This window comes from Streptomyces sp. NBC_01261, assembly GCF_036226385.1.
GTDB lineage: Bacteria > Actinomycetota > Actinomycetes > Streptomycetales > Streptomycetaceae > Streptomyces.
In genome coordinates this window covers 8,950,563-8,973,295 of the sequence record NZ_CP108463.1, presented here as the reverse complement: position 1 = coordinate 8,973,295, position 22,733 = coordinate 8,950,563, and the positions used below count along the sequence as shown (strand labels likewise).

General features: G+C 71.6%; 22 protein-coding genes. 8 read left to right on the top strand and 14 right to left on the bottom strand.

Translation table 11 applies throughout. The features are described 5' to 3' along the window. Positions 1 to 12 precede the first annotated feature (12 nt). The 5 genes from OG226_RS40045 to OG226_RS40025 form a co-directional block, all read right to left on the bottom strand. Positions 13 to 873: an SGNH/GDSL hydrolase family protein gene (locus tag OG226_RS40045; protein WP_329351684.1), complete on the bottom strand. Its 861-nt coding sequence runs from the start codon at positions 871 to 873 to the stop codon at positions 13 to 15. Continuing rightward, positions 870 to 2,033, bottom strand: coding sequence for a glycosyltransferase (locus OG226_RS40040; protein WP_329351682.1), 1,164 nt, complete (start codon positions 2,031 to 2,033; stop codon positions 870 to 872). The genes OG226_RS40045 and OG226_RS40040 overlap by 4 nt, the downstream gene beginning before the upstream one ends. Continuing rightward, a complete protein-coding gene (locus OG226_RS40035; RefSeq protein WP_329351681.1) occupies positions 2,030 to 3,157 on the bottom strand; it encodes a glycosyltransferase family 4 protein in 1,128 nt (375 codons plus the stop codon). Before OG226_RS40035 ends, OG226_RS40040 begins: the two co-directional genes overlap by 4 nt. Positions 3,158 to 3,296: 139 nt before the next feature. Beyond that, positions 3,297 to 4,715 carry a HEAT repeat domain-containing protein gene (locus tag OG226_RS40030; RefSeq protein ID WP_328684601.1) on the bottom strand — a complete coding sequence of 473 codons (1,419 nt, stop codon included), beginning with the start codon at positions 4,713 to 4,715 and terminating at the stop codon, positions 3,297 to 3,299. 336 nt (positions 4,716 to 5,051) lie between these two features. Continuing rightward, positions 5,052 to 5,444: an ankyrin repeat domain-containing protein gene (locus OG226_RS40025; protein WP_327405506.1), complete on the bottom strand. Its 393-nt coding sequence runs from the start codon at positions 5,442 to 5,444 to the stop codon at positions 5,052 to 5,054. 256 nt (positions 5,445 to 5,700) lie between these two features. Here OG226_RS40025 and OG226_RS40020 point away from each other — a divergent pair, with 256 nt between their 5' ends. Both OG226_RS40020 and OG226_RS40015 read left to right on the top strand, forming a co-directional pair. Further along, a complete protein-coding gene (locus tag OG226_RS40020) occupies positions 5,701 to 5,895 on the top strand; it encodes a hypothetical protein (protein WP_019059657.1) in 195 nt (64 codons plus the stop codon). Positions 5,896 to 5,929: 34 nt separating this feature from the next. Further along, entirely contained in the window at positions 5,930 to 7,507 is a 1,578-nt protein-coding gene (locus tag OG226_RS40015) for a hypothetical protein (RefSeq protein ID WP_328684600.1), read from the top strand. A 69-nt stretch (positions 7,508 to 7,576) separates the two neighbouring features. Here OG226_RS40015 and OG226_RS40010 read toward each other — a convergent pair whose 3' ends face one another. Beyond that, positions 7,577 to 9,079, bottom strand: coding sequence for an SCO1417 family MocR-like transcription factor (locus tag OG226_RS40010; protein WP_328684599.1), 1,503 nt, complete (start codon positions 9,077 to 9,079; stop codon positions 7,577 to 7,579). Positions 9,080 to 9,143: 64 nt separating this feature from the next. On the opposite strand from OG226_RS40010, the gene yczE reads away from it, so the two are divergent. The 4 genes from yczE (at position 9,144) to OG226_RS39990 (ending at position 12,617) form a co-directional block, all read left to right on the top strand. Continuing rightward, positions 9,144 to 9,833 carry a membrane protein YczE gene (gene yczE / locus OG226_RS40005; protein WP_328684598.1) on the top strand — a complete coding sequence of 230 codons (690 nt, stop codon included), beginning with the start codon at positions 9,144 to 9,146 and terminating at the stop codon, positions 9,831 to 9,833. Next, a complete protein-coding gene (locus tag OG226_RS40000) occupies positions 9,830 to 10,597 on the top strand; it encodes a glycerophosphodiester phosphodiesterase (protein ID WP_328684597.1) in 768 nt (255 codons plus the stop codon). Before yczE ends, OG226_RS40000 begins: the two co-directional genes overlap by 4 nt. A 40-nt stretch (positions 10,598 to 10,637) precedes the next feature. Further along, the gene (locus OG226_RS39995) at positions 10,638 to 11,987 is read left to right on the top strand and encodes an MFS transporter (RefSeq protein ID WP_328684596.1); all 1,350 of its coding nucleotides are present in this window, start codon (positions 10,638 to 10,640) and stop codon (positions 11,985 to 11,987) included. A 255-nt stretch (positions 11,988 to 12,242) separates the two neighbouring features. Then, positions 12,243 to 12,617, top strand: a complete 375-nt coding sequence (locus tag OG226_RS39990; RefSeq protein WP_003977404.1) for an RNA polymerase-binding protein RbpA — start codon at positions 12,243 to 12,245, stop codon at positions 12,615 to 12,617. Positions 12,618 to 12,756: 139 nt separating this feature from the next. On the opposite strand, the gene fxsA is transcribed toward OG226_RS39990, so the two are convergent. From fxsA to OG226_RS39970, 4 genes are all read right to left on the bottom strand, one after another. Continuing rightward, positions 12,757 to 13,314, bottom strand: a complete 558-nt coding sequence (gene fxsA, locus OG226_RS39985) for an FxsA family membrane protein (protein ID WP_328684595.1) — start codon at positions 13,312 to 13,314, stop codon at positions 12,757 to 12,759. A 72-nt stretch (positions 13,315 to 13,386) separates the two neighbouring features. Further along, positions 13,387 to 14,199 carry a polyprenol monophosphomannose synthase gene (locus OG226_RS39980; RefSeq protein WP_266870020.1) on the bottom strand — a complete coding sequence of 271 codons (813 nt, stop codon included), beginning with the start codon at positions 14,197 to 14,199 and terminating at the stop codon, positions 13,387 to 13,389. A 531-nt stretch (positions 14,200 to 14,730) separates the two neighbouring features. Then, the gene (locus OG226_RS39975) at positions 14,731 to 16,332 is read right to left on the bottom strand and encodes an amidohydrolase (RefSeq protein ID WP_329351679.1); all 1,602 of its coding nucleotides are present in this window, start codon (positions 16,330 to 16,332) and stop codon (positions 14,731 to 14,733) included. Positions 16,333 to 16,379: 47 nt separating this feature from the next. Then, a complete protein-coding gene (locus OG226_RS39970) occupies positions 16,380 to 16,820 on the bottom strand; it encodes an Lrp/AsnC family transcriptional regulator (protein ID WP_026150833.1) in 441 nt (146 codons plus the stop codon). Positions 16,821 to 17,088: 268 nt separating this feature from the next. Here OG226_RS39970 and OG226_RS39965 point away from each other — a divergent pair, with 268 nt between their 5' ends. Beyond that, complete coding sequence (locus OG226_RS39965; RefSeq protein WP_327405497.1) at positions 17,089 to 17,523, top strand: hypothetical protein; 435 nt, start codon at positions 17,089 to 17,091, stop codon at positions 17,521 to 17,523. A gap of 10 nt (positions 17,524 to 17,533) precedes the next feature. Here OG226_RS39965 and OG226_RS39960 read toward each other — a convergent pair whose 3' ends face one another. Then, the gene (locus OG226_RS39960) at positions 17,534 to 18,628 is read right to left on the bottom strand and encodes a phosphotransferase family protein (protein ID WP_329351678.1); all 1,095 of its coding nucleotides are present in this window, start codon (positions 18,626 to 18,628) and stop codon (positions 17,534 to 17,536) included. A 310-nt stretch (positions 18,629 to 18,938) separates the two neighbouring features. Further along, positions 18,939 to 20,039, bottom strand: a complete 1,101-nt coding sequence (locus tag OG226_RS39955; protein ID WP_329351677.1) for a hypothetical protein — start codon at positions 20,037 to 20,039, stop codon at positions 18,939 to 18,941. 141 nt (positions 20,040 to 20,180) lie between these two features. Here OG226_RS39955 and OG226_RS39950 point away from each other — a divergent pair, with 141 nt between their 5' ends. Further along, positions 20,181 to 20,423 carry a hypothetical protein gene (locus OG226_RS39950; protein ID WP_328684591.1) on the top strand — a complete coding sequence of 81 codons (243 nt, stop codon included), beginning with the start codon at positions 20,181 to 20,183 and terminating at the stop codon, positions 20,421 to 20,423. A gap of 192 nt (positions 20,424 to 20,615) precedes the next feature. Here OG226_RS39950 and OG226_RS39945 read toward each other — a convergent pair whose 3' ends face one another. Together OG226_RS39945 and OG226_RS39940 are read right to left on the bottom strand one after the other, a co-directional pair. Further along, positions 20,616 to 21,797 (bottom strand): acyl-CoA dehydrogenase family protein, encoded by a 1,182-nt coding sequence (locus OG226_RS39945; protein ID WP_329351676.1) that lies wholly within the window; start codon positions 21,795 to 21,797, stop codon positions 20,616 to 20,618. A 230-nt stretch (positions 21,798 to 22,027) separates the two neighbouring features. After that, the gene (locus OG226_RS39940; protein WP_329351674.1) at positions 22,028 to 22,687 is read right to left on the bottom strand and encodes a TetR/AcrR family transcriptional regulator; all 660 of its coding nucleotides are present in this window, start codon (positions 22,685 to 22,687) and stop codon (positions 22,028 to 22,030) included. Positions 22,688 to 22,733: the final 46 nt, after the last annotated feature.

The following is a 22,733-nucleotide window of genomic DNA, read 5'->3' as shown; positions in this document are numbered from 1 at the left end:
GCCCCTGACGCCCTATGCGGCGTCCGGCTGCTCCTGCTGCACCGACAGGGAGGCCAGCGCCATCGACACGGCGTGGGACGCGCTCAGATCGAGGCGCGCGCTCGTGCCCCGCGCGCGGTGCCGCATCTCGTCGGCGGCCAGCCTCAGGAGCTGCGGCAGCAGGTCGGTACAGCGGCGGGCCACCCAGCCGGTGCCCGCGGTCGCCAGCCACAGCAGGCTGGCCGACCTGGTGGGCGCCGGGAACTCGGGCTCGGGCGACGGCGCGGCCCCCGAGGCCATGCCCTCCTCGGTGAGCAACGCGTGGAAACGCAGCGCCAGTTGGCGGTGCCCCCGCTCGCTGGGGTGCAGCCGGTCCGCGCTCCAGATCTCGCGGCCCATGATCCACTCGCCCTCCGCCGCGTGCAGATGCACGGCCCCGTACCGCTCGGAAAGGGCGTGCACCACGGTGTTGACGGCGCGTTGCCGCCGGGCCAGCGGACGGGCCAGCGCGCCCGGGAGGCCGAGCATCGCGCCCGGGTCGGGCAGGCACGCCGTGAGCAGGACCGCGCCCTGCGCCGTGAAGGCGGCGTAGACCTCGTCGAGACGGGCGGCCAGTGCCTGGATGTCGAAGGTGCAGCGCAGGGTGTCGTTGACGCCTATGACGACGGACACGACGTCCGGGTTCAGGGCGAGCCCGGCCGGAGTCTGCCGTTCCAGCACGTCCCGCGTCTGCGCCCCGCTGACCGCCAGGTTCGTGAACTCCACGGATTCCTCGGGCTGTTCGGCCAGCCCGCCGGCGAGCAGCGCGGCCCAACCGCGCCACGCCTCGCCGACGGGATCGCCCACGCCCTCGGTGAGCGAGTCACCGAGGGCGACGAAACGGACCGTTCTCATGCCACGCCTCCGGGCACGAACCGCCGTACGGGAACATCCGCGTCGTGCGCGGCGAGGAACGCGTCGACCGCCGTGTTCCACCCGAAGCACTCGGCACGCGCGCGTGCGATCTCCCGCCGCTCCACCTCTGAACGTTTGAGCAGCTGTTCCACGGCGTCCGCGAAGGCCCTGCCGTTGTCCGCGGCCGTGGCTCCGGCGGAGCCGATGACCTCGGGCAGTGCGGACGACGCGCTGGCCACCACGGGCGTGCCGCAGGCCATGGCCTCCAGCGCGGCGAGCCCGAAGGTCTCGGCGGGCCCCGGTGCCAGGCACACGTCGGCGGAGGCCTGGAGCGCGCCGAGCAGCCGCCGGTCGGAGACGTGTCCGAGGAAGGTGACCGGCAACCCCCGCTCCCGCGCCCGCTGTTCGAGCCGGGCCCGCAGCGGCCCGTCCCCCGCGACCACGAGGACCGCCCGCCGCCCGCGCCGTAGCAGCGCCTCCAGGGCGTCGAGCGCCGTGCCGGGCTTCTTCTCCACGGAGAGCCTGGTGCAGGTCACCAGGAGAACCTCGTCCACGCGCGCGTACTCCGCGCGCAGCACCGGGTCCCGCAGCGCCGGACGACGCCCCACCAGGTCGACGCCCAGCGGTGCCCGTACGACATTGCGGGCGCCGATGCGGACGAACTCCCGCTCGGCGAACTCGGTGGTGCACACCACGCGCGCGTAGGTGTGCGCCGTACGGACGTTGAGGGCGTCGGCGGTGCGCCGGGACATGTTCTCCGACAGGCCCCAGGTGCGCAGGACGCCGTCGGCCGTCTCGTGGGACACCATCACGGCGGGGACACGCGCCCGCCTGGCCCATTTGCCGGTCCAGCGCAGGGTCGTACGGTCGGAGACCTCCAGGCGGTCCGGGGCGAGGTGCTCCAGGAGGTTGGCGACGCGCCGCTTGTCGGCGAGGACGCGGTAGCCGCCGGTGCCGGGCAGCAGCGGCCCGGGCAGGGTGATGACCCGGCCCTGCTCGGTCTCACGGTCGGTGTGGCGTTCGCCGGGCACGATGAGGACCGGATCGTGCCCGGCCTCCTTGAAGCCCTTGCCCAGCTCGCGCAGGGCGGTGCGCAGCCCCCCGGAGGAGGGGGCCACGAAGTTGGCGAGCCGCACGATCCGCAGCGAGGCGGTGTTCATGCCGCCACCACCAGCCTGCGCGCGGCGAGGACATCGCCGTAGTGCGCGATCAGTTGGTCACCGACGGCCGCCCAGGTGCGGCCGTCGACCATGGCCCGCGCGGCCGTGCCGTACTCGGCCCGCAGTGCGGGATCGGCGGCCAGGGTCCGCACGGCGGCCGTCACGGCGGCCTCGTCACGCGGCGGGAAGAGGAACCCGGTGCGGCCGTGGGCGACCAGGTCGAGCGGGCCGCCGGCGGCGGGCGCGACGACGGGGACGCCGCTGGCCATGGCTTCCTGGACGGTCTGACAGAAGGTCTCAAAAGGTCCGGTGTGCACGAATATGTCCAACGAGGCGAAGATACGGGCGAGCTCGTCTCCGGTACGCCGGCCGAGGAAGACCGCGCCCGGCAGCGCCTCGTCGAGGTGCGGCCGGCTGGGTCCGTCGCCGACGACCACGACACGGACGCCCTCGATTCCGCAGGTTCCGGCGAGAAGTTCGATCTGCTTCTCCGGGGCGAGCCGGCCGACATAGCCGACGAGCAGTTCGCCGTTCGGGGCGAGTTCGCGGCGCAGCGCCTCGTCCCGGTACTCGGGGCGGAAACGCTCGGTGTCGACGCCGCGCGGCCAGAGCCTGACCCGGGGCACGCCGTGCGCCTCCAGGTCGCCCAGAGCCGCGCTGGAGGGCGCGAGGGTGCGGTCGGCGGCGGCGTGGACGGAGCGGATGCGCCGCCAGGCGGTGGCCTCGCCCGCACCGACGTACGTACGGGCGTATCCGGCGAGGTCGGTCTGGTAGACGGCGACGGCGGGGATGCCGAGCCGCGCGGCGGCGGCCATGCCGCGGACGCCGAGGATGAAGGGGCTGGCCAGGTGCACGATGTCGGCACGGTGCTCGGTGATGGCCGCGGCGACGCGTCGGCTGGGGAGGGCGACGCGGACCTGGGGGTAGCCGGGGAGCGGTAGGGAGGGGACACGGATGACGGGGCACGGCGACTCGGCGTCGGGCCCGGGGCCGGCCGAGGTGGCCGGCGCGACGACGAGCGGATGATGACCGCGATCCACGAGGTGCCGGGCGGTCTGGAGCGCGCAGTGGGCCACGCCGTTCACATCGGGGGGAAAGGATTCGGTCACGATGACGACACGCATACCCGTGTTCTCGCCGCGCTGGACGTGCCCGCGTCAACGTCGATCTATGCGAACGATGAACGTCCCATGAGCGTTGCACTGCACACCCGAGCAGGTCAGACAGCGTCCATGCGCGTCCGACCCGCGGGTCATCCCACGTTCACACTGCGGGGGCGTCGGGCCCGATCCGGCTCCGTACGGCTGTCTGGACTTCCGCTTCCTCGGCCGGGTCGGCGGCGAGCCTGCGGAGCTGCTCCACGACGCGGGCGTCGGCGGTCTCGGCGTGCCGGGCGGCGATCTCGCGGGTGGTCTCCTCGCAGTCCCAGAGGCACTCGACGGCGAAGCCGGTGGGATAGGAGGGGTCGGTGGCGGCCAGGGCGCGGGCGGCCCGGCCGCGCAGATGGGACGAGGCCGTCTCCCGGTACACATGGCGCAGGACGGGGGCGGCGCAGGCGATGCCGAGGCGACCGGCGCCGTCGACGAGGGTCCACAGCGTGGGGGCGTCGGGTCCTTCGCCCATGACGGCCTCCCTGAGGGCGCCGAGGACGAGGTCGCTGTCCTGGGCTCCGCCCCGGCAGGCGAGCATGCGTCCTGCGGCGGCGCCGAGCGGGTCGGGGCGGCGGGCCCAGCCGCGGGCCCGGTCGACGGCGGCGACGGACCGCATCCGCTCGAAGGCGTCCACGGCGGCTTCCACGACGGGTGCCGGGCCGGTGGCCACCGCGCGTTCGATGAGGGGGAGGGCTTCGGGGTCGTTGCTGTCGGCGAGATAGCGCAGGGCGGTGCAGCGGGCGCCCTCGCCGCCGTCCTTGGCGGCCTCGATGATCTCGGGCCGGTCCTCGGGGCCCGCGACGGCGGTGAGGCAGCGGGCGGCCGGGACGTGCAGCGCGGCTCCGCGTTCGAGGCCTTGTTGGGCCCACTCGAACACCGCTTGCACGCTCCACCCCGGACGGGGCCCGGTAGGTCGCATCTGGCGTTGCCAGAGGTCGAAGCAGCCGGCCTCCTGAGCGGCACGCACGCGCGTGCCGATCGATTCGCGCGGGTCGTCGGCCCACAGCCGCCACGGCCGGGGTTCGAAGGCGTCGCGCACGGCGGTGGCCAGCTCGGCCTCGCCCTCGGGGTCGGCCGGGAAACGCGCCAGCACGGGAGCGGCGAGGGCGCGCAGGCCCGCGTCGTCGTCCCTGAGCGCCAGCTCGTCCAGCGCCCAGGCCCAGTTGCTGCCGGAGGCCGCGTACCTGCGCAGCAGGGTGAGCGCGTCCCGCCTGCCGTAGGAGGCGAGGTGCCCGAGGACGGCGAGCGCGAGGCCCGTGCGTGACTCCTCGGTGTCGAGGACGTCCTCGGCGTCGAAGAGGTGCGCCTCCACGGCGTCCAGGCCGCCGCCCAGATCGAGGTACAGACGGGCGTAGTACAGGGAGCGGTTCTCCACCTGCCAGTCGTGGCGGGGGTCGCGCAGCACACAGTGGTTCAGTGCCGCGAGTGCCTCGGCACGGGGTGCGGTGAGCGCGTGCAGTGTGCCGTCGCCGCGGCCCCGCTGAAGCAGGCCGAGCAGCGTACCGCTGGGCGCTATGACCGGATCGAACATGGGAAACAGCCTCACATCAAGCGTCGACGCAACCGGGGGACGTGCACTACCTGGCCGCGTGACAACACGTCGGGGCGCCCGCCGTTTCCTGCTTGCTGTAGACCATTTTCCTCTGCCTCTCGTTGGTGGCCCATGCGGGCCGCGACTACGGCCCGCGCGGTGCGGCAACACCTGCCCAGCCATCGCGTCCGTAAATCACGACGTCATGATGACCCGGCAGTTCTCGATGCCGCGACCGAAATTTCGGGCGGCGCCGTGCTGCCTTCCCCCGTTTTCCCCCGTTTTCCTTGTCGTACCTGGTCAGAAGGCCCGCCTCAGCTGCCGACGGGCCGAGCGTCAGTGCGCGCCGAACAGCTCCAGCAGCTCGCCCTTGGCGAACATCCGGGCCGTGTCGACCGCCGACGGGGTGCCCGCGGCCGGATCGGCGCCGGCCTCCAGGAGGACCTCGATCACCTCTTGCTCGCCCTTGAAGACGGCTCCGGCGAGCGGGGTCTGGCCCCGGTCGTTGATCCGGTCGGCCTCGGCGCCGCGCGCCAGCAGGGCCCGTACGGCGTCGGCGTGCCCGTGGTACGCGGCGAGCATCACAAGGGAGTCACCGCGGTCATTGGTGAGGTTGGCCGGGACTCCCGCGTCCACGTACGCGACCAGCGCCTCGGTCCCGCCCTGGCGGGCCAGATCGAAGATCTTGGTCGCGAACTCCACGACCTCGGGGTCGGGGGCTTCACTCATCGGCCTGACCGCCTCTCACTAGTACGGGTGAATCGCCAGCGTACTGGCTCCACAGACACATGACCGGCCCCCTCCGAGGCAAAGATCACCACCGGGCCCGGCACAGGTGAAACCCCTGCTCAGACGGCCCGAAAGCGCTCCGCCATCCGAGGGAAATTCGCCGAAATTCACCCACTTGCACCTTTTATCGTATGGATACATCCTGTGATCCTGGAACAACTCATGGTGACTGTCCCCACGAACCAGGAGAGCTCAAATGATCCTGTCCATGTCAGGCGTCGTCCTTCTCGGCATCATCGTCTTCCTCTTCTTCAAGAAGGACGGACTCAAGGCCTCCCACGCCCTGGTGGCCGCACTCTTCGGCTTCTACATGGCCAGCACGGCCATCGCGCCGAGCATCAAGGCCGGCGGCGAGAGCCTGGCGAGCCTCCTCGGCGGAATCAAGTTCTGACGCAATCACCCGTACGGACCTTCAGGAGACAGCAGTGGCCCGGCGCCCCCTCCCCCGCATCCTGAGCAACGGCACCGCCCAGATCGCCCGGAGCCGGGAGCTGGCCCGGACGGCGGCCGACAGCGCCACCGATGTCCTCCATCCAGTGATCACGATCACCAAGGGTCTGCGCCGGCTGGCATCCGCCGGCCGGCGCAGATGGGCCGAGACCCCCAAGGACAAGCGCGGGCCGCTGCTCTTCCTGGTGGCCGCGGTGATCCTGGTCGTGGCCCTGGTCCCGTACGGCCCGCTGCTCGCCGCCATCACCCTGATGGCGGCGGCGGCATGGCACGGCCGCGATCGCACCCCGCCGGCGCCCGAAGGGCCCGACGAGTCCCAGACACAGCGACTGCGGTCCCTCTACGAGGCGCTGGTGCCCTACTTCTCGACCGCCGAGGACCCGGCGCCCCTGTTCGCCCACGGCGGCGACTGGGAGAAGGCCTTCCCCTCCCACGAGTTCGACGGCGCGGGCCGGATCTCCCATCTGGTCGTCCGCTATCCGGCGTACTTCACCGACGGCGAGGCCGACTCCCGCGCGCGGATCGAGCAGTTGCTCACCGCGAAGTCCGGCCGCGGCCGGGAGTACCACTTCGCGTGGGACGAGGAGGGCAACCAGCTCACGATCGGCGTCCTCGCCCCGCTCCCCACCGACATCGCCGCCCAGCGTTTCGTCACCGCCCCCGGCGAGACCGTCCTCGGCTTCACCGATCCGACCCAGGTCCACCGCACGCTCCCCCTCACCCACGGTGAGGAACAGCGCGACGTCCCGCCGGTCGTCTGGCGCACCGGCATCCGCTCCACCGAGCCGAACCTGCTGGTCATGGGCCAGCCCGGCAGCGGCACCTCCACCCTGCTGCGCTCCATCGCCCTGCAGGCCCTGCAGTACGGCGACGTCCTGATCGTCGAGGGCGGCGGCACCGGCGAGTACGCGTGCCTCACCGGCCGGGACGGCGTCCTGGCGGTCGAATGCGGGCTGACCGGCGCCCTGGCCAGCCTGGAGTGGGCCGCCCAGGAGACCGAACGCCGGCTGATCACGGCCAACCGCGCCCGCCAGTCGGGCCATCCGGCACCGGACGACACCAGGCGCCCGCTGTGGATTATCCTGGACCGCCCGAGCGCCTTCGCCCACGTGGCCACGGCCGACGGCTACGAGGACCCGCAGTCCCTGCTCCAGATCCCCCTCCGGCACGGCCGCGCGGCCAGTGTGACGGTCGTGGTGGCCGACCAGTTCGACAGCGCGGACACCCTCAGCGACGCCGTACGGCAGCACACACGCGCGCGTGTCGTCCTCGGCCCCGCCAGCGCCGCCCAGTTGGAGGCGGTCCTGGGCGCTCCCCCGCACACCACGCCGATCGCCCAGGTCCCCCCGGGCCGCGGCTACGCCCGCCTCGGCAGCGGCCCGGTCCACCGCCTCCAGGTCCCGGCGACCCCGGACCCGTACGACGACGCGACGAACGACGCGCACCGCCAGGCGGTCCTGGCCCTGCTCCCGCCGCGCACGACACCGGCGGACGCGGAGGAGACGCCGGCGACGGAAGCGGTGGTCGAGGCCGCCGTGGCGGAGACCTCGTAGGAGCCCGGGTTCGGTGCGGGCGGCCGGGAGCCACCCGCCCGCGCCAGAACCGGGCCCCTGGAGACTCGTCTACGCCACGAAGGTGCGCGGCGACTCGCCGCCGCCCCCGGTGACCCCGTTCTCCACCAGCCGGGCCGCCGCGGCCAGCCGTACCGCCGCCTCCTCGGCCACCGCGCCGCCCACGGTGAACGGCAGTCGCACATACCCCTCGAAGGCGCCGTCGACGCCGAAGCGCGGCCCGGACGGCACCCGGACCCCGACGCGCTCCCCCATCTCGGCGAGCCGTGATCCCGACAGCCCGCCCGTGCGCACCCACAGCGTGAGCCCGCCCTTGGGCACCTCGAACTCCCAGTCGGGCAGCTCCCGCCGTACGGCCGCGACGAGCGCGTCCCGGTTCTCGCGGGCCTGACCACGACGGATCTCCACCGCCTGTTCCCAACCGCCCGTGCTGAACAGCCAGTTGACGGCGAGCTGCTCCAACACCGGTGTGCCGAGGTCGGCGTAGGCGCGGGCCGAGACCAGGCTGCGGATCACGTCGGGGGCCGCGCGGACCCAGCCGATGCGCATGCCCGCCCAGAAGGCCTTGCTGGCGGAGCCCACGGTGATGACCGTAGAGCCGGCCGGGTCGAAGCCGCAGACGGGGCGCGGCATGTCGACGTCGTCGTCCAGCCACAGCTCGGTCATCGTCTCGTCGGCGACGAGCACCGTGCCCGCCGAGCGGGCCGCGTCCACGAGGCGGCGGCGCTGGTCGTCGTCCGCGAGGGCACCGGTCGGGTTGTGGAAGTCGGCGACGACGTACGCGAGCCGGGGCGCGGCGTCGCGCAGCACCTGGCGCCAGCGGTCCATGTCCCAGCCGGAGAGCCCGTCGGCCATCGCCACGGGCACCAGCCGGGCACCCGCCTCCCGCATCAACTGAAGGATGTTGGCGTAGGAGGGCGACTCGACGGCAACCCGCTCGCCGCGCCCCGCGAAGAGATGACAGATGGCATCGATGGCGCCCATCGCGCCGGTCGTCACCATGATCTGCTCGGGCATGGTCGGGATCCCGCGCAGGGTGTACCGCTCGGCGATCATCGCGCGCAGCGCGGGCAGCCCGGCCGGATAGTCGCCGTGCGTGTGGGCGTACGGCGGCAGCTCCTCCAGGGCGCCCTGCACGGCCCGGGTGAGCCACGGCTCGGGCGCGGGCAGCGAGGCGCAGCCGAGGTCGATCACCGAACCGAGTGCCTCCGGGGGCAACGGCTCCAACCCGCGCGCGGGGAGCGGATTTCCGGCCGGTACGGCGGTCCAGCTGCCGGCCCCGCGCCGCGACTCCAGGAACCCCTCGGTGCGCAGCGCCTCGTAGGCGGCGGCGACGGTGGTGCGGCTGACGGACAGCGCGAGGGCCAGCTCCCGCTCGGCGGGCAGCCGGGCGGCCACCGGGACGCGCCCCTCCAGCACGAGCAGCCGGATGCCGTCCGCGAGCGCGCGATAGGCGGGCGGTCGGCGCGTGCCGGGTCCAGCCGGCCGGTCCTGCTGGGAGTTGAGCAGCCGGGCGAGCTGTGCGGCGCCCATCGCCGAGGTCCACTGCGCCATGGAAACCAGTCCACCTTCCCGGAATTGGCCATGGATGGCATTCGTTCTCAAGCCACAGAGTGCCATGTGTCAGGCCACTACCACCACCAAGGAGCCCCCTTTGTCCACGCAGAGCCGCCTCGGACGACGGTTGGTCCAGCTGTACGTCGGACTCGCCCTCTACGGCGCCAGCTCGGCGCTCCTGGTGGTGTCGGGCCTGGGCCTGGAGCCCTGGAACGTGCTGCACCAGGGCCTCGCCGAACTCACCGGCCTGACGATCGGCGTCGTCTCGATCATCGTGGGCGCGGCGGTGCTGCTCCTGTGGATCCCGCTGCGCCAGCGCCCGGGCCTCGGCACGGTCTCCAACGTGTTCGTGGTCGGCCTCGCGATGGACGGCACCCTGGCCCTGGTCCCTGACGCGCATGGCCTGGCCGTACGGATTCCGCTGCTGCTTGCGGGCATCGTGCTCAACGGGGCAGCCACCGGTCTCTACATCTCCGCGAACTTCGGACCGGGCCCGCGCGACGGCCTGATGACCGGGCTGCACAGGCGCACGGGCCGCTCCATCCGCCTGATCCGGACGGCGATCGAGGTCGCGGTCGTGGCCACCGGCTTCGCGCTCGGCGGCACCGTCGGCATCGGCACCCTGCTCTACGCCCTGGCGATCGGACCGCTGGCCCAGCTCTTCCTGCGCGTGTTCGCCGCCCCGTCGGCATCCGGCGGCAGCACGGTCGTAGCCACCGGGTCACCGGAACGGGCCATACTGCCCGGGTGACCACGCTCATACGTCATCCGTACCTCGACCACCCCGGCCCGATCCCCTTCGCCCACCGGGGCGGGGCGGCGGACGGCCTGGAGAACACCGTGTTCCAGTTCCGCCGCGCGGTGGAGCTCGGCTACCGGTACATCGAGACCGATGTCCACGCCACGGCGGACGGGAAGCTCGTCGCCTTCCACGACGAGACCCTGGACCGGATGACCGACGGCGCGGGCCGGATCGCGGACCTGTTCTGGTCGGACGTGAGCCACGCGCGCGTGGCGGGCAAGGAACCGGTGCCCCTCTTCGAGGAGTTGCTGGAGACCTTCCCCGAGGTGCGCTGGAACGTCGACATCAAGGCGGAGCCGGCGCTGCTTCCCCTCCTGGAACTCCTGGAGCGCACCGACTCCTGGAACCGCGTCCTCGTCGGCTCCTTCTCCGAGAAGCGTGTGGTCCGCGCCCAGCACCTGGCAGGGCCGCGCCTGGCCACGTCGTTCGGCACGCGCGGGGTGCTGAATCTGCGGCTGCGGTCCTGGGGCGCGCCTCTCCCGGTGCGCCGTTCGGCGGTCGCCGCACAGGTGCCCGAGGAGCAGTCGGGCGTCCCTGTGGTTGACCGGCGCTTCGTGAGCGCCGCCCACGCACGCGGGGTGCAGGTCCACGTGTGGACCATCAACGAGGCCGATCGCATACACCGGCTCCTGGACCTGGGCGTCGATGGCATCATGACCGATCACATCGACACACTGCGCGAGGTCATGGTGGAACGGGGCGTCTGGGCCTGAGCCCCCCGGACGACGCGTTCACGGGGAAGCGAGGGCACGGGTGGGTACCGACACCCTGCGGTCACAGCCGGCCGACGAGGCCGCCGAGCGGCGGCGTGAGCAGCGCGGCTGGTACTTCTACGACTGGGCCTGCTCCGTCTACTCGACGAGTGTGCTCACCGTGTTCCTGGGCCCCTATCTGACCTCGGTCGCGAAGTCGGCGGCGGACCCGGACGGGTTCGTGCATCCCCTGGGGATACCGATTCGGGCGGGGTCCTTCTTCGCCTACACGGTCTCCGCGTCCGTCATCGTGTCGATCCTGGTGATGCCCCTCGCGGGCGCGGCGGCCGACCGCACGGGCCGCAAGAAGCCCCTCCTGGCGCTCGCCGCCTATGTGGGCGCGACCGCCACCACGGGCCTGTTCTTCCTGGACGGCGACCGCTATCTCCTGGGCGGCTTCCTGCTGATCGTCGCCAACTCCTCCGTGGCCGTCTCGATGGTCGTGTACAACTCCTACCTCCCGCAGATCGCCCCTCCGGAGGAACGCGACGCGGTCTCCTCCCGCGGCTGGGCCTTCGGCTACGCGGCGGGCTCCCTGGTCCTCGTCCTGAACCTGATCCTGTTCACCGCCCATGACTCCTTCGGCCTCTCCGAGTCGATGGCCGTCCGCATCTGTCTCGCCTCGGCCGGGATCTGGTGGGGCGCCTTCACCCTCGTACCGCTGAAACGGCTGCGCGACCGCGGCCGTACGACGCCCGAGGCGCCCACGGCGCAGGGCTGGCGGCAGCTCGCGGCGACCGTCCGGGACATGCGCGGCAAACCGCTCACCCTGTCCTTCCTGTTCGCCTACCTGATCTACAACGACGGCATCCAGACGGTGATCTCCCAGGCATCCGTGTACGGCTCCGAGGAGCTGGGCCTGAGCCAGTCCACACTCATCACGGCCGTCCTCATGGTCCAGGTGCTCGCGGTGGCCGGCGCGCTCGGCATGGGGCGACTCGCCCGGACCTACGGGGCCAAGCGGACGATTCTCGGCTCGCTGATCGCGTGGACGGTGACGCTGGCCGCCGGGTACTTCCTGCCCGCCGGCGCGCCCGTCTGGTTCTTCGTGCTGGCCGCCGGGATCGGCCTCGTCCTGGGCGGCAGCCAGGCGCTGTCCCGGTCCCTGTTCTCCCATCTGGTGCCGCCCGGGAAAGAGGCCGAGTACTTCTCGGCGTACGAGATGAGCGATCGGGGCATGAGCTGGCTGGGACCCCTTCTGTTCGGGGTGACCTACCAGCTGACCGGAAGTTATCGGGACGCGATCATCTCCCTGGTGGTCTTCTTCGTGGTGGGATTCGTGCTGCTCGCGCGGGTTCCGGTGGCGCGGGCGATCAGCGACGCGGGGAATCCTCTTCCCGAGAGGATTTAGCGCTGGAGGCGAAAGGGCGGTAGTGTACGCGTTTGGCCTGCCTGGCGTACCGTTACTGCGCGTCAAAGATGACGAATCGCTAGGTGACATCTGCTAGTAGATGTGACAAACCGGGCGCTGGTGGGTACAACAAGGGGCGGCTACGACGGCGACGCATGACCCCGTACGGGAATTTTTACCGCCGACCGGACGTTGACCGGATGACGACGACAGCGACACCTGTCCTGTGGGCGACAAGCCCGGGAGGCACGATTCATGAGTGAGCGAGCTCTTCGCGGCACGCGCCTCGTGGTGACCAGCTACGAGACGGACCGCGGTATCGACCTGGCACCACGCCAGGCCGTGGAGTACGCATGCGAGAAGGGACATCGCTTTGAGATGCCCTTCTCGGTCGAGGCGGAGATTCCGCCGGAGTGGGAGTGCAAGGTCTGCGGGGCCCAGGCACTCCTGGTCGACGGCGACGGCCCTGAGGAAAAGAAGGCCAAGCCCGCGCGTACCCACTGGGACATGCTGATGGAGCGGCGCACCCGCGAGGAACTCGAAGAGGTCCTTGAGGAGCGTCTTGCCGTTCTCCGTTCCGGCGCGATGAATATCGCGGTTCACCCGAGGGACAGCCGCAAGTCGGCCTAGTCCTGAAGGTCCGGAGCGGTTCTACCGCACGAACAAGTACAAGCAAGTAAGCGCGGGCGCCGTACGAACATGTACGGCGCCCGCGCTTTTGCGTGTCCAGAGTCCCGGGGTCCGGGTGTCCCGGCGTCCGGGAGGAGTGTCAGCGGGTGAGCGGCGGGCGCGGGCCCTGCGGGGCGTCGCCGGCGGGCTCGTCGCGGATGACCTCGCCCTGGACGACCTTGCCGTCCGGGCGGCGCATACGGGCCTGCTGGAAGGCGTCCCCCAGGGTGCCGGGAGCCGCCTTGCCGAGCTTCCGCTGGACCACGCGCTCCGCGTAGCGCCCCAGGGCCTTCTGGACCGGCGGAATCAGCAGGAGCAGGCCCAGGGCGTCCGAGATCAGGCCGGGGATCATCAGCAGCAGGCCGCCCAGCATCATGAGGCCGCTGCCACCGCCGCTGGCCGGGGCGGTGCCCTGTTGCACGGCCTGGCTCAGGTTCTGGAAGGCTCGCCGGCCCGCCCGCTTGATCACCACGGCACCGAGCACGAACCCGGCGAGCAGCAGCAGGAAGACCGTGAGCCCGCTCGACGCGCCCGCGACCACCGTCAGCAGCCAGATCTCCAGCACCAGCCACACGGCGATGCCCAACGGCAGGAACGTACGCAGCCGGGAACGCGGAGGCCGGGCGGCGGAGGAAGGGGTGGGTGCGCCAGTCGTCATACGTCCAGTGTGCCTGGGCCCGGCTCAGTGCGGGATAAGCGGACGATCAACGAGGCCTGTGAAGTCGTGGGGCTACGGCTGTGAGGGCTTTCTCCCGGGGTTCGCACGGCCGCGGAGTTTGCCGACGCGCTCGCCCACGCCCCACGTCGTGACCCGCCACAGGGCCTCGACGAGGATGTCGCGGCTCATCTTGGAGTCGCCGAGTTCGCGCTCCACGAAGGTGATGGGGACCTCGACGACGTGGTAGCCGGCCCGGACGGCGCGGCGGGCCAGGTCGACCTGGAAGCAGTAGCCCTGGGAGGCCACGTCGTCCAGGCCGAGGCCTTCGAGGGTCTCGCGGCGGAAGGCCCGGTAGCCGCCGGTGATGTCACGCAGCGGCAGGTCGAGGGCCACGCGGGAGTAGAGGCTGCCGCCGCGGGAGATGAACTCGCGGGACTTCGGCCAGTTCACCACCCGGCCGCCGGGCACCCAGCGGGAGCCGAGCACCAGGTCCGCGCCCTTGAGCGCGGTGAGCAGCCGGGGCAGCTCCTCGGGCTGGTGGGAGCCGTCGGCGTCCATCTCGATGAGGACGCCGTAGCCGTTGTCCATGCCCCAGTGGAAGCCCGCCAGGTAGGCGGCGCCGAGGCCTTCCTTGCCCTTGCGGTGCAGCACCTGGACCTGTTCGTCCTCGGCCGCCAGCTCGTCGGCCAGCTTGCCGGTGCCGTCGGGGCTGTTGTCGTCCGCCACGAGGACATGAGCCTCGGGGACCGACTGCCGCACCCGACGGACGATGGACTTGATGTTCTCCGCCTCGTTGTAGGTCGGGATGATCACCAAGGCCGTGCCGAGCGGGCCGAACTTCCGCCCCTGGGCCTGTGCCGCGAGGGCTCCGTCGCCGTCGTTCACTGCTGCCCCTTCATGTCCGTACGCAGGCGTCCACCATAGTGGCCGCGGCCTGGCATGACGTGCCACGTCGTTCGTACGGTGGTGTCGATTCGACAAGAACGGGGTAAGAACGTCCTTTTCGGTATCTAGTGCTGCGGATGGGGGCCCGGCGCCCTTCGGGCCGACCTGGGACCCGCCGGCTGCGGGTCGACCAAGGCCGTTGTCTACTGGACGTCCGGGCCCCACCCGGGTCACACCAGCCGACCGGCCGGAACGTTCCCTCGCCGTGGCGCGGGCGCTGAGCCTGGCTCCCAGTTTCGGTGCCCGGTGCGGCACACCGACCCTGACCCAGCGGCGCTTCGGCGATTGCTCGGAGGTTCCCCGGTCGGGCGTCCGGTGGTGGACTCGGACGAACCTACCGGCCCCCTGCGCCCGCCTGTCAACAGCCGTTTGACCTGGACTTTCTCCCTCAACCGGCTGGTCAGGGCAGAGGATGCGCAGGTCGCGCGACAGGGCGGCGGCCGTGGATCGGGGGCACGCCACCCCGGGAGATCACTCGCCCGGCCGTACGAACACCGTCCGTCCGCCCACGACGGTGCGCAGGCACACCGGAAGGTCTCCGCCCGGCGTCAGGTCGGGCAGTCCGGGTGTGCCGGAGCGCGGGTCGGTCGACCAGCGCGCGACCCGGTCGTCGGGCGCCTGCACGACCAGGGCGTCGGTCCGCCAGACGGCGTAGTCGGCGGGCGCGCCCGGCACCAGAACACCCGCGTCGTCCCGTCCTACGGCCCGCCAGCCGCCCCGCGTATGCGCGGTGAACGCAGCCCGCACGGAGACCCGATGTTCAGCCGTCCGATGGAACGCGGCGGCGCGGACGGTGCCCCACGGGTCGATCGGCGTGACCGGGCTGTCCGAGCCGAAGGCGAGCGGCACACCGGCCCGCAGCAGGGCCGCGAAGGGGTTCAGGGCGTGCGCCCGCTCCGCGCCCAGCCGCTGGGCGTACATGCCCTCCTCGCCGCCCCACAGCGCGTCGAAGGCAGGCTGCACGGAAGCGGTCAGGCCCAGCTCGGCGAAGGCCGCGATGGTCTCCGGAGTGAGCATCTCGGCGTGTTCGACCCGGTGCCGGGCGGCGCGGACGCGGCCCAGGCCGACCTTCTCCGCGGCCGCCCGGACACCGTCGACCACCGAGGTCACCGCGGCGTCCCCGATGGCGTGGAAGCCCGCCTGGAGGCCCGCCTCGGTACAGGCGACGACATGGGCGGCGACGGCCGCCGCGTCGAGATACGCGATCCCGGCGTGCCCGGCATCGGCGTACGGCTCGTGCAGACACGCGGTGTGCGACCCGAGAGCACCGTCGACGAAGAGATCACCCGCCGCTCCTACGGCGCCCAGCTCCCGCGCCTTCGCCACGTCCCGCTCGGCCCAGTAGCCGACGACGCGCGGCCCCGGCTCCTCACGGGCGAGCCGCAGCAGGCCCGTGAAGTCGTCCTCGGAGGAGATCTCGGGCCCGGCGCACTCGTGGACCGAACCGACACCCAGGGAGGCGACGTGGGCCAGGGCGGTGCGCTGGGCCTCGACGCGCTGCTCGGGCGTGATGGCGGCCAGCGCGGTGGCGCGGACGGCGTGGTGGGCGTCGGCGGTGAGGGGGCCGTCCGGCGCGTCGAAGCCGGGGACCAGGTCGAGCAGGGTCGTGCTGACGACCGCCGAGTGGACGTCGATGCGGGAGAGGTAGAGCGGGCGTCCGCCGGTCGCCGTGTCGAGTTCGGCGCGGGTCGGCGGGCGGCCCCCGGGCCAGCGGGCCGCGTCCCAGCCGTGGCCGAGCAGGACGCGGTCGGCCGGCCGCGCGGTGGCGAAGTCCCGGACGAGGGACAGGGCCGCCTCCAGGGAGGGCGCGTCGGACAGGTCGAGGCCGGTGAGCGCGAGGCCGGTGGCGGTGGTGTGGACGTGTGCGTCGGTGAACGCCGGGGTGACCAGCCCGCCGTCCAGGTCGACCACCTCGTCGACGCCGTCCGCGAACGCGTCGGCGGCGCCCTCGGAGCCGACCCAGGCGACCTGGCCGCGCTCCACGACCATCGCGGTCGCGAACGGGTCGGCGGGACTGTGGACCTCGCCGCGGCGGAGCAGGATGGTCGACGGTTCGGGGGTGCGCTCACTCATGGGGAACAGTCTCGCGCCTCACCGGCGCCGCCCCGAACGCAGGTCCGTCAGATGCGGGGCGGGCGGGCCTCGTACGGCGTCGAGAGCACCACGGTGGTCCGGGTCGAGACACCGGCCAGGCCGCGCAGCCGGGCCAGTAGCTCCTCCAGTTCGTGCGGGGTGGAGACTCGCACCTTGAGGATGTAGTTCTCGTCGCCCGCGACGCTGTGGCAGGCCTCGATCTCGGGGACGTCGGAGAGGCGGTCCGCGATGTCGTCGGGGGCGCTCGGGTCGAACGGTTTCACCGAGATGAAGGCGGTCATGGGCAGGCCCACCGCCTCCGGGTCGACGACCGCGGCGTACCCGCGGATGACGCCCCGCTGCTCCAGCCGGCGCACCCGCTGGTGCACGGCCGACGTGGACAGGCCCGTGGCCTTGCCCAGGTCTGTGTAGCTCATCCGCCCGTCCTTGACGAGCAGCTGCACGATTTGTCGGTCCAGCTCCTCCATGACGCAAGAACCTACAGTGCGGCTGATCTCCTCCGATACCTCTGCGGTGCAGGTCATACCCGGTTCGTGATGTGGCGGAGAGCGACCCGCGTGACGGCCGGGGACAAAACCGCCGCCTCGGGCATCTGCGAGCGGCATGTGACGAACGCCACAGGCCCTGGGCGGTCTCCGTGATGGTCTCGTGATTACCGCGGAGACGGGGCGGGAAGTGCTTGCTGTGGTCGAGGCCGCAGCGCCTTCACGGCCCAGCCCAGTAGGGGGAGAACCCATGCAGAGTCTTAAGCGCCCTGGACGCACCGCGCCCAAGCGGCCGCAGCTCGTCGTCGACTCCGAGCCGGAGGGCGTCGAATCAGACGATTTCGACGCCGAAGAGCTCGACGCGTACGACACCTTCGAGATGTACCGGGTGATCTGCCCGGACTGCGTGCAGCCCATCGCACTCCTCGCGGACGAGGAGGTCCTGCCGGAGCACGCGCTGTGCGCGTCGCCGTGGAACCCGTTCGGGCTGACGGTCTGCGCCGGTACGGGCCGTGAGGCGTCCGACGCCCGGTCCGCCGACGAGACGGCGGAGCCCCAGGAGCAGGACACCGCGCTGCTGTTGACGCTCCCTCAGGGCCTCGACTGGCGGACGCAGCCCTTCTCGCACGTGGGCGGCCCCAGCTCGCGCCCGATGCGGGTGCCCGTCATGCGCCCCGCCGCCTGAGCGCTCTCGCTCAACCCCAGTAGCTGCCCTGCACCATGGCCCGCAGGCTGTCGTGGTGCAGGATCAGTGTGTCCGGGTCCGCCGGGACGGTCACTTCGCCGAAGTGCACCTGCCGGTAGGCGATGCGGAGCATCACGATCGCGTGCCGCAGAGCCGCGTACAGGGTGTAGAAGTCCATGTCGCGCGGGGTGTGACCGGTGAGTTCGGCGTACCGGGCCTCCACCCGGTCCCGGCGGAAGAACTCCGGCAGGCCCGGCTGGCCGAAGGCGACCGTCAGGTCCTGGAAGAAGCGGTGCAGATAGACGGTCCAGCCGAGGTCCACCTCGCGCGGGGCCGGGGCCGCCATCTCCCAGTCGAGGACCGCGACGGGGTCGAACCCGTCGTAGACGACGTTCCCGATACGCGCGTCGCCCCAGTTGAGGACCGGTTCGCCGGGGTCGGCCGGCCAGAGTTCCGTCAGCCGGTCGAAGGCGCTCTCGATGAGCGGTGAGCGGGCGAGCCCGTCAACCACCCATGCGTAGTAGGCACGTTGGGATACGACGTGGCGATGGAGGGCATCACCGTCGCCCGGGAGCATGAGGAACTCGGCCTCGGACAGCGGGACTTGGTCATGCAGGCGGGCGATGAGCGCGACGGAGGCGACCTCAAGGCGCTCTCGCTCCGCGTCGGTCGCCGCGTGCAGCCAATTGCCCTCGTACGTATAGGGCATGACGTCCGGCGGTACGCGCCCCTCGGCACGCTCCATGACGAAGAACGGCGCGCCGAGCGGGCCCGGGTCCTCCTCCAGCCAACGCACTTCAGGTACCGGCAGATCGGTACGGTCGGCGACCAGCCGCATCGTGCGGAACTGGCGCGGAATGTCATAGACCGGGAAGACGGTGTACGCCGCCGGGTCCGCGGCGAGTCTCAACGCGCAGGCCCGGAGCGGGGGTTCGGGGTGTTCGATGTCGAAGAGCAGCGTCTCGCTGGACATGCCGTTCGACGCGGGAACCCTGACATCGACGGCCTTGGCGCCGGGCAGGCGTCCGTCGAGCCAGGCGCTGAGGCGCTGGGCGAGCTCCTCGGGGTCGCGGGTGGTCGTGCGGGGGCGGGGTGCCGTCGCCATGTCTCAACTCCCTTGCAGCACTGCCGAGTCGACGCCGACAGAACCAACGCACGCAACACCGAAGAAGCGGAACTCGCACCACACCGCCAGGCAGCAGGCGAACTCCCCGGGGCACAGATGGTCGTACGCGGGCTGGGTGCCGTCGCCATGTCTCAACTCCCTTGCAGCACTGCCGAGTCAAAGCCGACAGAACCAACGCACGCAACACCGAGGAAGCGGAACTCGCACCACACCGCCAGGCAGCAGGCGAACTCCCCGGGGCACAGATGGCCGTACGCGGGCGGGATGTCGTCGCCATGTCTCAACTCCCCTACGGTGCGACCGAGTCGAAGCCGGTGAAGCCGCTCGGGTCGTGGCGGCCGAAGGAGCCGTGCTCGAAGATGCCGTGGCCTACCTGGCCGTCGAGGCGGAAGCGGGCCGTGTGGTCGGTGACGCCGTAGGCGGCGAGCGGGGTGGGGTGGGTGAGGTCGTAGGTGCGGCTGTCGGTCCAGGCTCGGCCGCGCCAGGTGCCGTGTTGCCAGTCATCGGCGGGTGGGTAGCCGGCGCCGATCGCCAGGGGCGAGGAGGTCAGGATCTCGACGGCGAGTTCCTGGGGTTTGCGTGCGTCGCCGAGGTGGATGAGGGCGCGCTCGGGGTGGCGGGTGCCGGAGCGGTAGGTGATCTCGGCCTGGGGCCAGCCGAGTTGGCGGTCTCGGTGGCCGGGGCGGACGACGGTCGCCTCGTTCAGGGTGCGGTAGCCGTCGGCGTCCTCCTGGACGACGACCATCAGGAAGCGGTCCTCGAAGCGGACCGGGCACCAGATCCAGTGGAAGCCCTCGGTGGGATGGTCCTCGGCGAGCCGGCCGCCCTCCTCGCCGGGGATCGGCCGCACGCCCCAACTCCGGTCACGGGTACCGGTCCAGCCGCCCGCGGAGACCCGGAACTCCTCGTCGCCGGCGCGGATCACCCCCTCCACGCCGCCCGCCTGGACGAAGCGGCGCCCTTCCAGGGTGAGCCGGTCGCCGCGGTACTGGACGTGGTGGGGTTCCCAGAGGGCGGGGAACTCGGCTGTCCAAGTGAGGTCGCAGGAGAGGGAGTTGTCCTCGCAGCGGAGGCGGAGGCGGTGCAGTGGCTCCCCCACCTCGATGCGTAGAGGCCCGACGGCCAGGTGCATGCGGTCGTCGCCGAGGGCGTCCGAGGCGCGGACCGCGTGGAGTTCGTCGCCGGTGCGGAGGGTCGCGTAGGCGTCGATCACCCCGACGTTGGGGTAGACGCCGAGGCCGAGGATCAGCAGGGCGCGGCCCTCGTGGTCGAACACGTGGAAGATGCAGCGGTCGTAGGCGTTCCGGTCGCCGGTCGCTACGTGCTTCATCGACAGGGGGACCTGGTGCACGGGGTACTCGTCGAGGGGCACGGGACGGTCGTCTGCCACGGCTAACCTCCCCTGGAGACAGTGGAGGTGACGGTACGTCAGGTCGCGTGCGGTCGCCATAGCCGTGACCTGTACGCCGGTGAACTCACGCTCGATTACCGGCACCGGTGACTTGTCGACATGCCCTTCCGTTGCCTTGGTATGACCCCCACTTATGCGCCGACCGGGCGTCAGCACCGGATCTTCGTCCCCGTACCGGCAGAATCGGTTCCGCCGGCGCCGCCGCAGCCCCAGGACCCGCCCATCTACCTTGATCTGATGCGGAGTTGGGCCGACCGGGGCCGCACCCTGCCGGGGCGACACGACCCGGAGTGGGCGCGGCTGGCGGCGCCGCCGCTCAGGTCTGCCCGCTGGATCAGGGCGGAGGGGATCGACGGCGTCTGATCGGCGGTGGAGTCCTCCCGCACGAGGTTGTCCGAGGCAGGGACGCCGACAGCCCGCGACTCGGACCGCACCCGCCTGCCACACTCCCCCGCGTCGATGGCTACCGGGCCGAGCAGGTCGGACAGGGCGTGGCGAAGGCGCGGGAGCTGCGCACCGCATCTGCGGCCTGAGCCACTGAACAGACCCCCGGCGTCAGCCGGTTCGGTGGGCTTCCGGGCCCGCCAAGTGGCGGGCGATGACCATCCGTTGGATCTGGTTCGTGCCCTCGACGATCTGCAGGACCTTGGCCTCGCGCATGTAGCGCTCGACCGGGAAGTCCGCGGTGTAGCCGTAGCCGCCGAGGATCTGGACGGCGTCGATGGTCGCCTTCATCGCGGTGTCGGTGCAGTGGAGTTTGGCCATGGCGGCCTGTTTGGCGAACGGGCGGCCGGCGTCGCGCAGCCGGGCCGCCGCGAGGTAGAGGGCGCGGCCCGCCTCGATCTGGGTGGCCATGTCGGCGAGCATGAAGCGCAGGCCCTGGAAGTCGGAGATCGGGCGGCCGAACTGCTGTCGGCCGCTCGCGTAGGCCACCGCTTCGTCAAGTGCCGCCTGGGCCAGGCCGATCGCGCAGGCCGCGATGCCGAGGCGGCCGGAGTCCAGCGCGGACAGGGCGATCGCGAAGCCCTGGCCCTCCTCGCCGAGGCGGCGCTCGTCGGGGACGCGGACGCCGTCGAAGTGGACCTGGGCGGTGGGCGAGCCCTTCATGCCCATCTTCCTCTCCGGTGCCGCGCCGCTCAGTCCGGCCGCGTCGCCGGGCACCAGGAAGGCACTGATCCCGCGTGGGCCGTCCTCGCCGGTGCGGGCCATGACCGTGTAGAAGTCGGCGATGCCGCCGTGCGTGATCCAGGCCTTGGTCCCGTCGATCGCCCAGTCCTCGCCGTCGCGTACCGCCTTCGTACGCAGGGAGGCCGCGTCGGAGCCGGAGGAGGGTTCGGAGAGGCAGTAGGCGCCGAGGAGGCCGCCGCCGAGCATCGCGGGGAGGTGCTCGACCTGCTGCTGCTTGGTGCCGTAGTTGGCCAGCGCATGGCAGGAGAGGGAGTGGACGCTGACGCCGAGGCCGACCGTGAGGCGGGCCGCCGCGAGCTCTTCGAGGACCTGGAGGTAGACCTCGTAGGGCTGGTCGCCGCCGCCGTACTCGGAGTCGTACGGGAGGCCGAGCAGTCCCGAACGGGAGAGCAGGGTGAAGACCTCGCGCGGGAAGATTCCGGCGTCCTCTTCCTCGGCCGCCCTCGGGGCGATCTCGCGCTGCGCGATGTCACGGGCCAGCGAGATCAGATCCCGGGCCTCGTCCGTGGGCAGTTGCCGGTCCACCGGCTGCGGGGCGCGGTCGGGCATGGCGACGCTCTCCTCCCTGTCGGGCACATCGGCGGGCGTACGCCTGGGGTCGAGGCGACGTGGCCGGGTACCGCACGGATGCGGCCGCTGCTCCTACTCCCGGGTCTCGGAAGCGGCTGACCAGCGGCTCTGCGCTGTGAGTATGCCCGATCGAAGGTCCCGCGTCACCAGTTAACGACCGCTTACTTCAAGAATAGCCCGGTCGTCCCGAACCGGCCGGAACCGCGGATTCAGCCGTCCCGGCGGGCGGGCGGCGGCGCCGGATGGGCGGGGTCCAGTTCCTCGATGGCGCGCAGGGTGCCGCCCAGGGTCTTCACGAGGATCTCGCGCATCGTCTCGCGGGAGAGGTCGGCGGTACTGATCCACTCAAGGGTCGCGCCCTCGACGCTGCACACCCAGCCGAACAGGCCCATGCGGGCGATCCGGGAGATGTCGGTACGGCCGTACGCACCGTCGGCGATGGTCGCGACGATCGCCGCGCGCACCCCGTCGCGGATGGCGTGCACCTCGGTGTCGAAGCCGACGCCGCCGCTCACGATCGTGCGGTACGCGGCCTGGTTGTGCTCGGCCCAGCGCAGATAGCTGTCCATCGTCCGCTGCACGCGGTCGAGTTGGGGCAGTTCGAGACCGCTCGCCGCGAAGGTCACCAGGTCGGCGACCGAGTCGTTGATGATCGCCAGGTAGTAGCCGCGCTTGGACTGGAAGTAGTAGTAGATCAGCCCTTTGGCGACATGCGCCTGCCGCGCGATGTCATCCATGGACAGCGCATCGTAGGACGTGTCGGCGAACAACTTCCGGCCGATGGTGATGAGTTCGGCACGGCGCGCCAGGGAACGCTCGGTACCGCGCGCCCTGGGACGGGTGACGTCACGCTGCTGACTGATTTCCAATTTCGACTCTGGCTCTCCAACTGGGCTTGGTCAACCGCAGTATGGC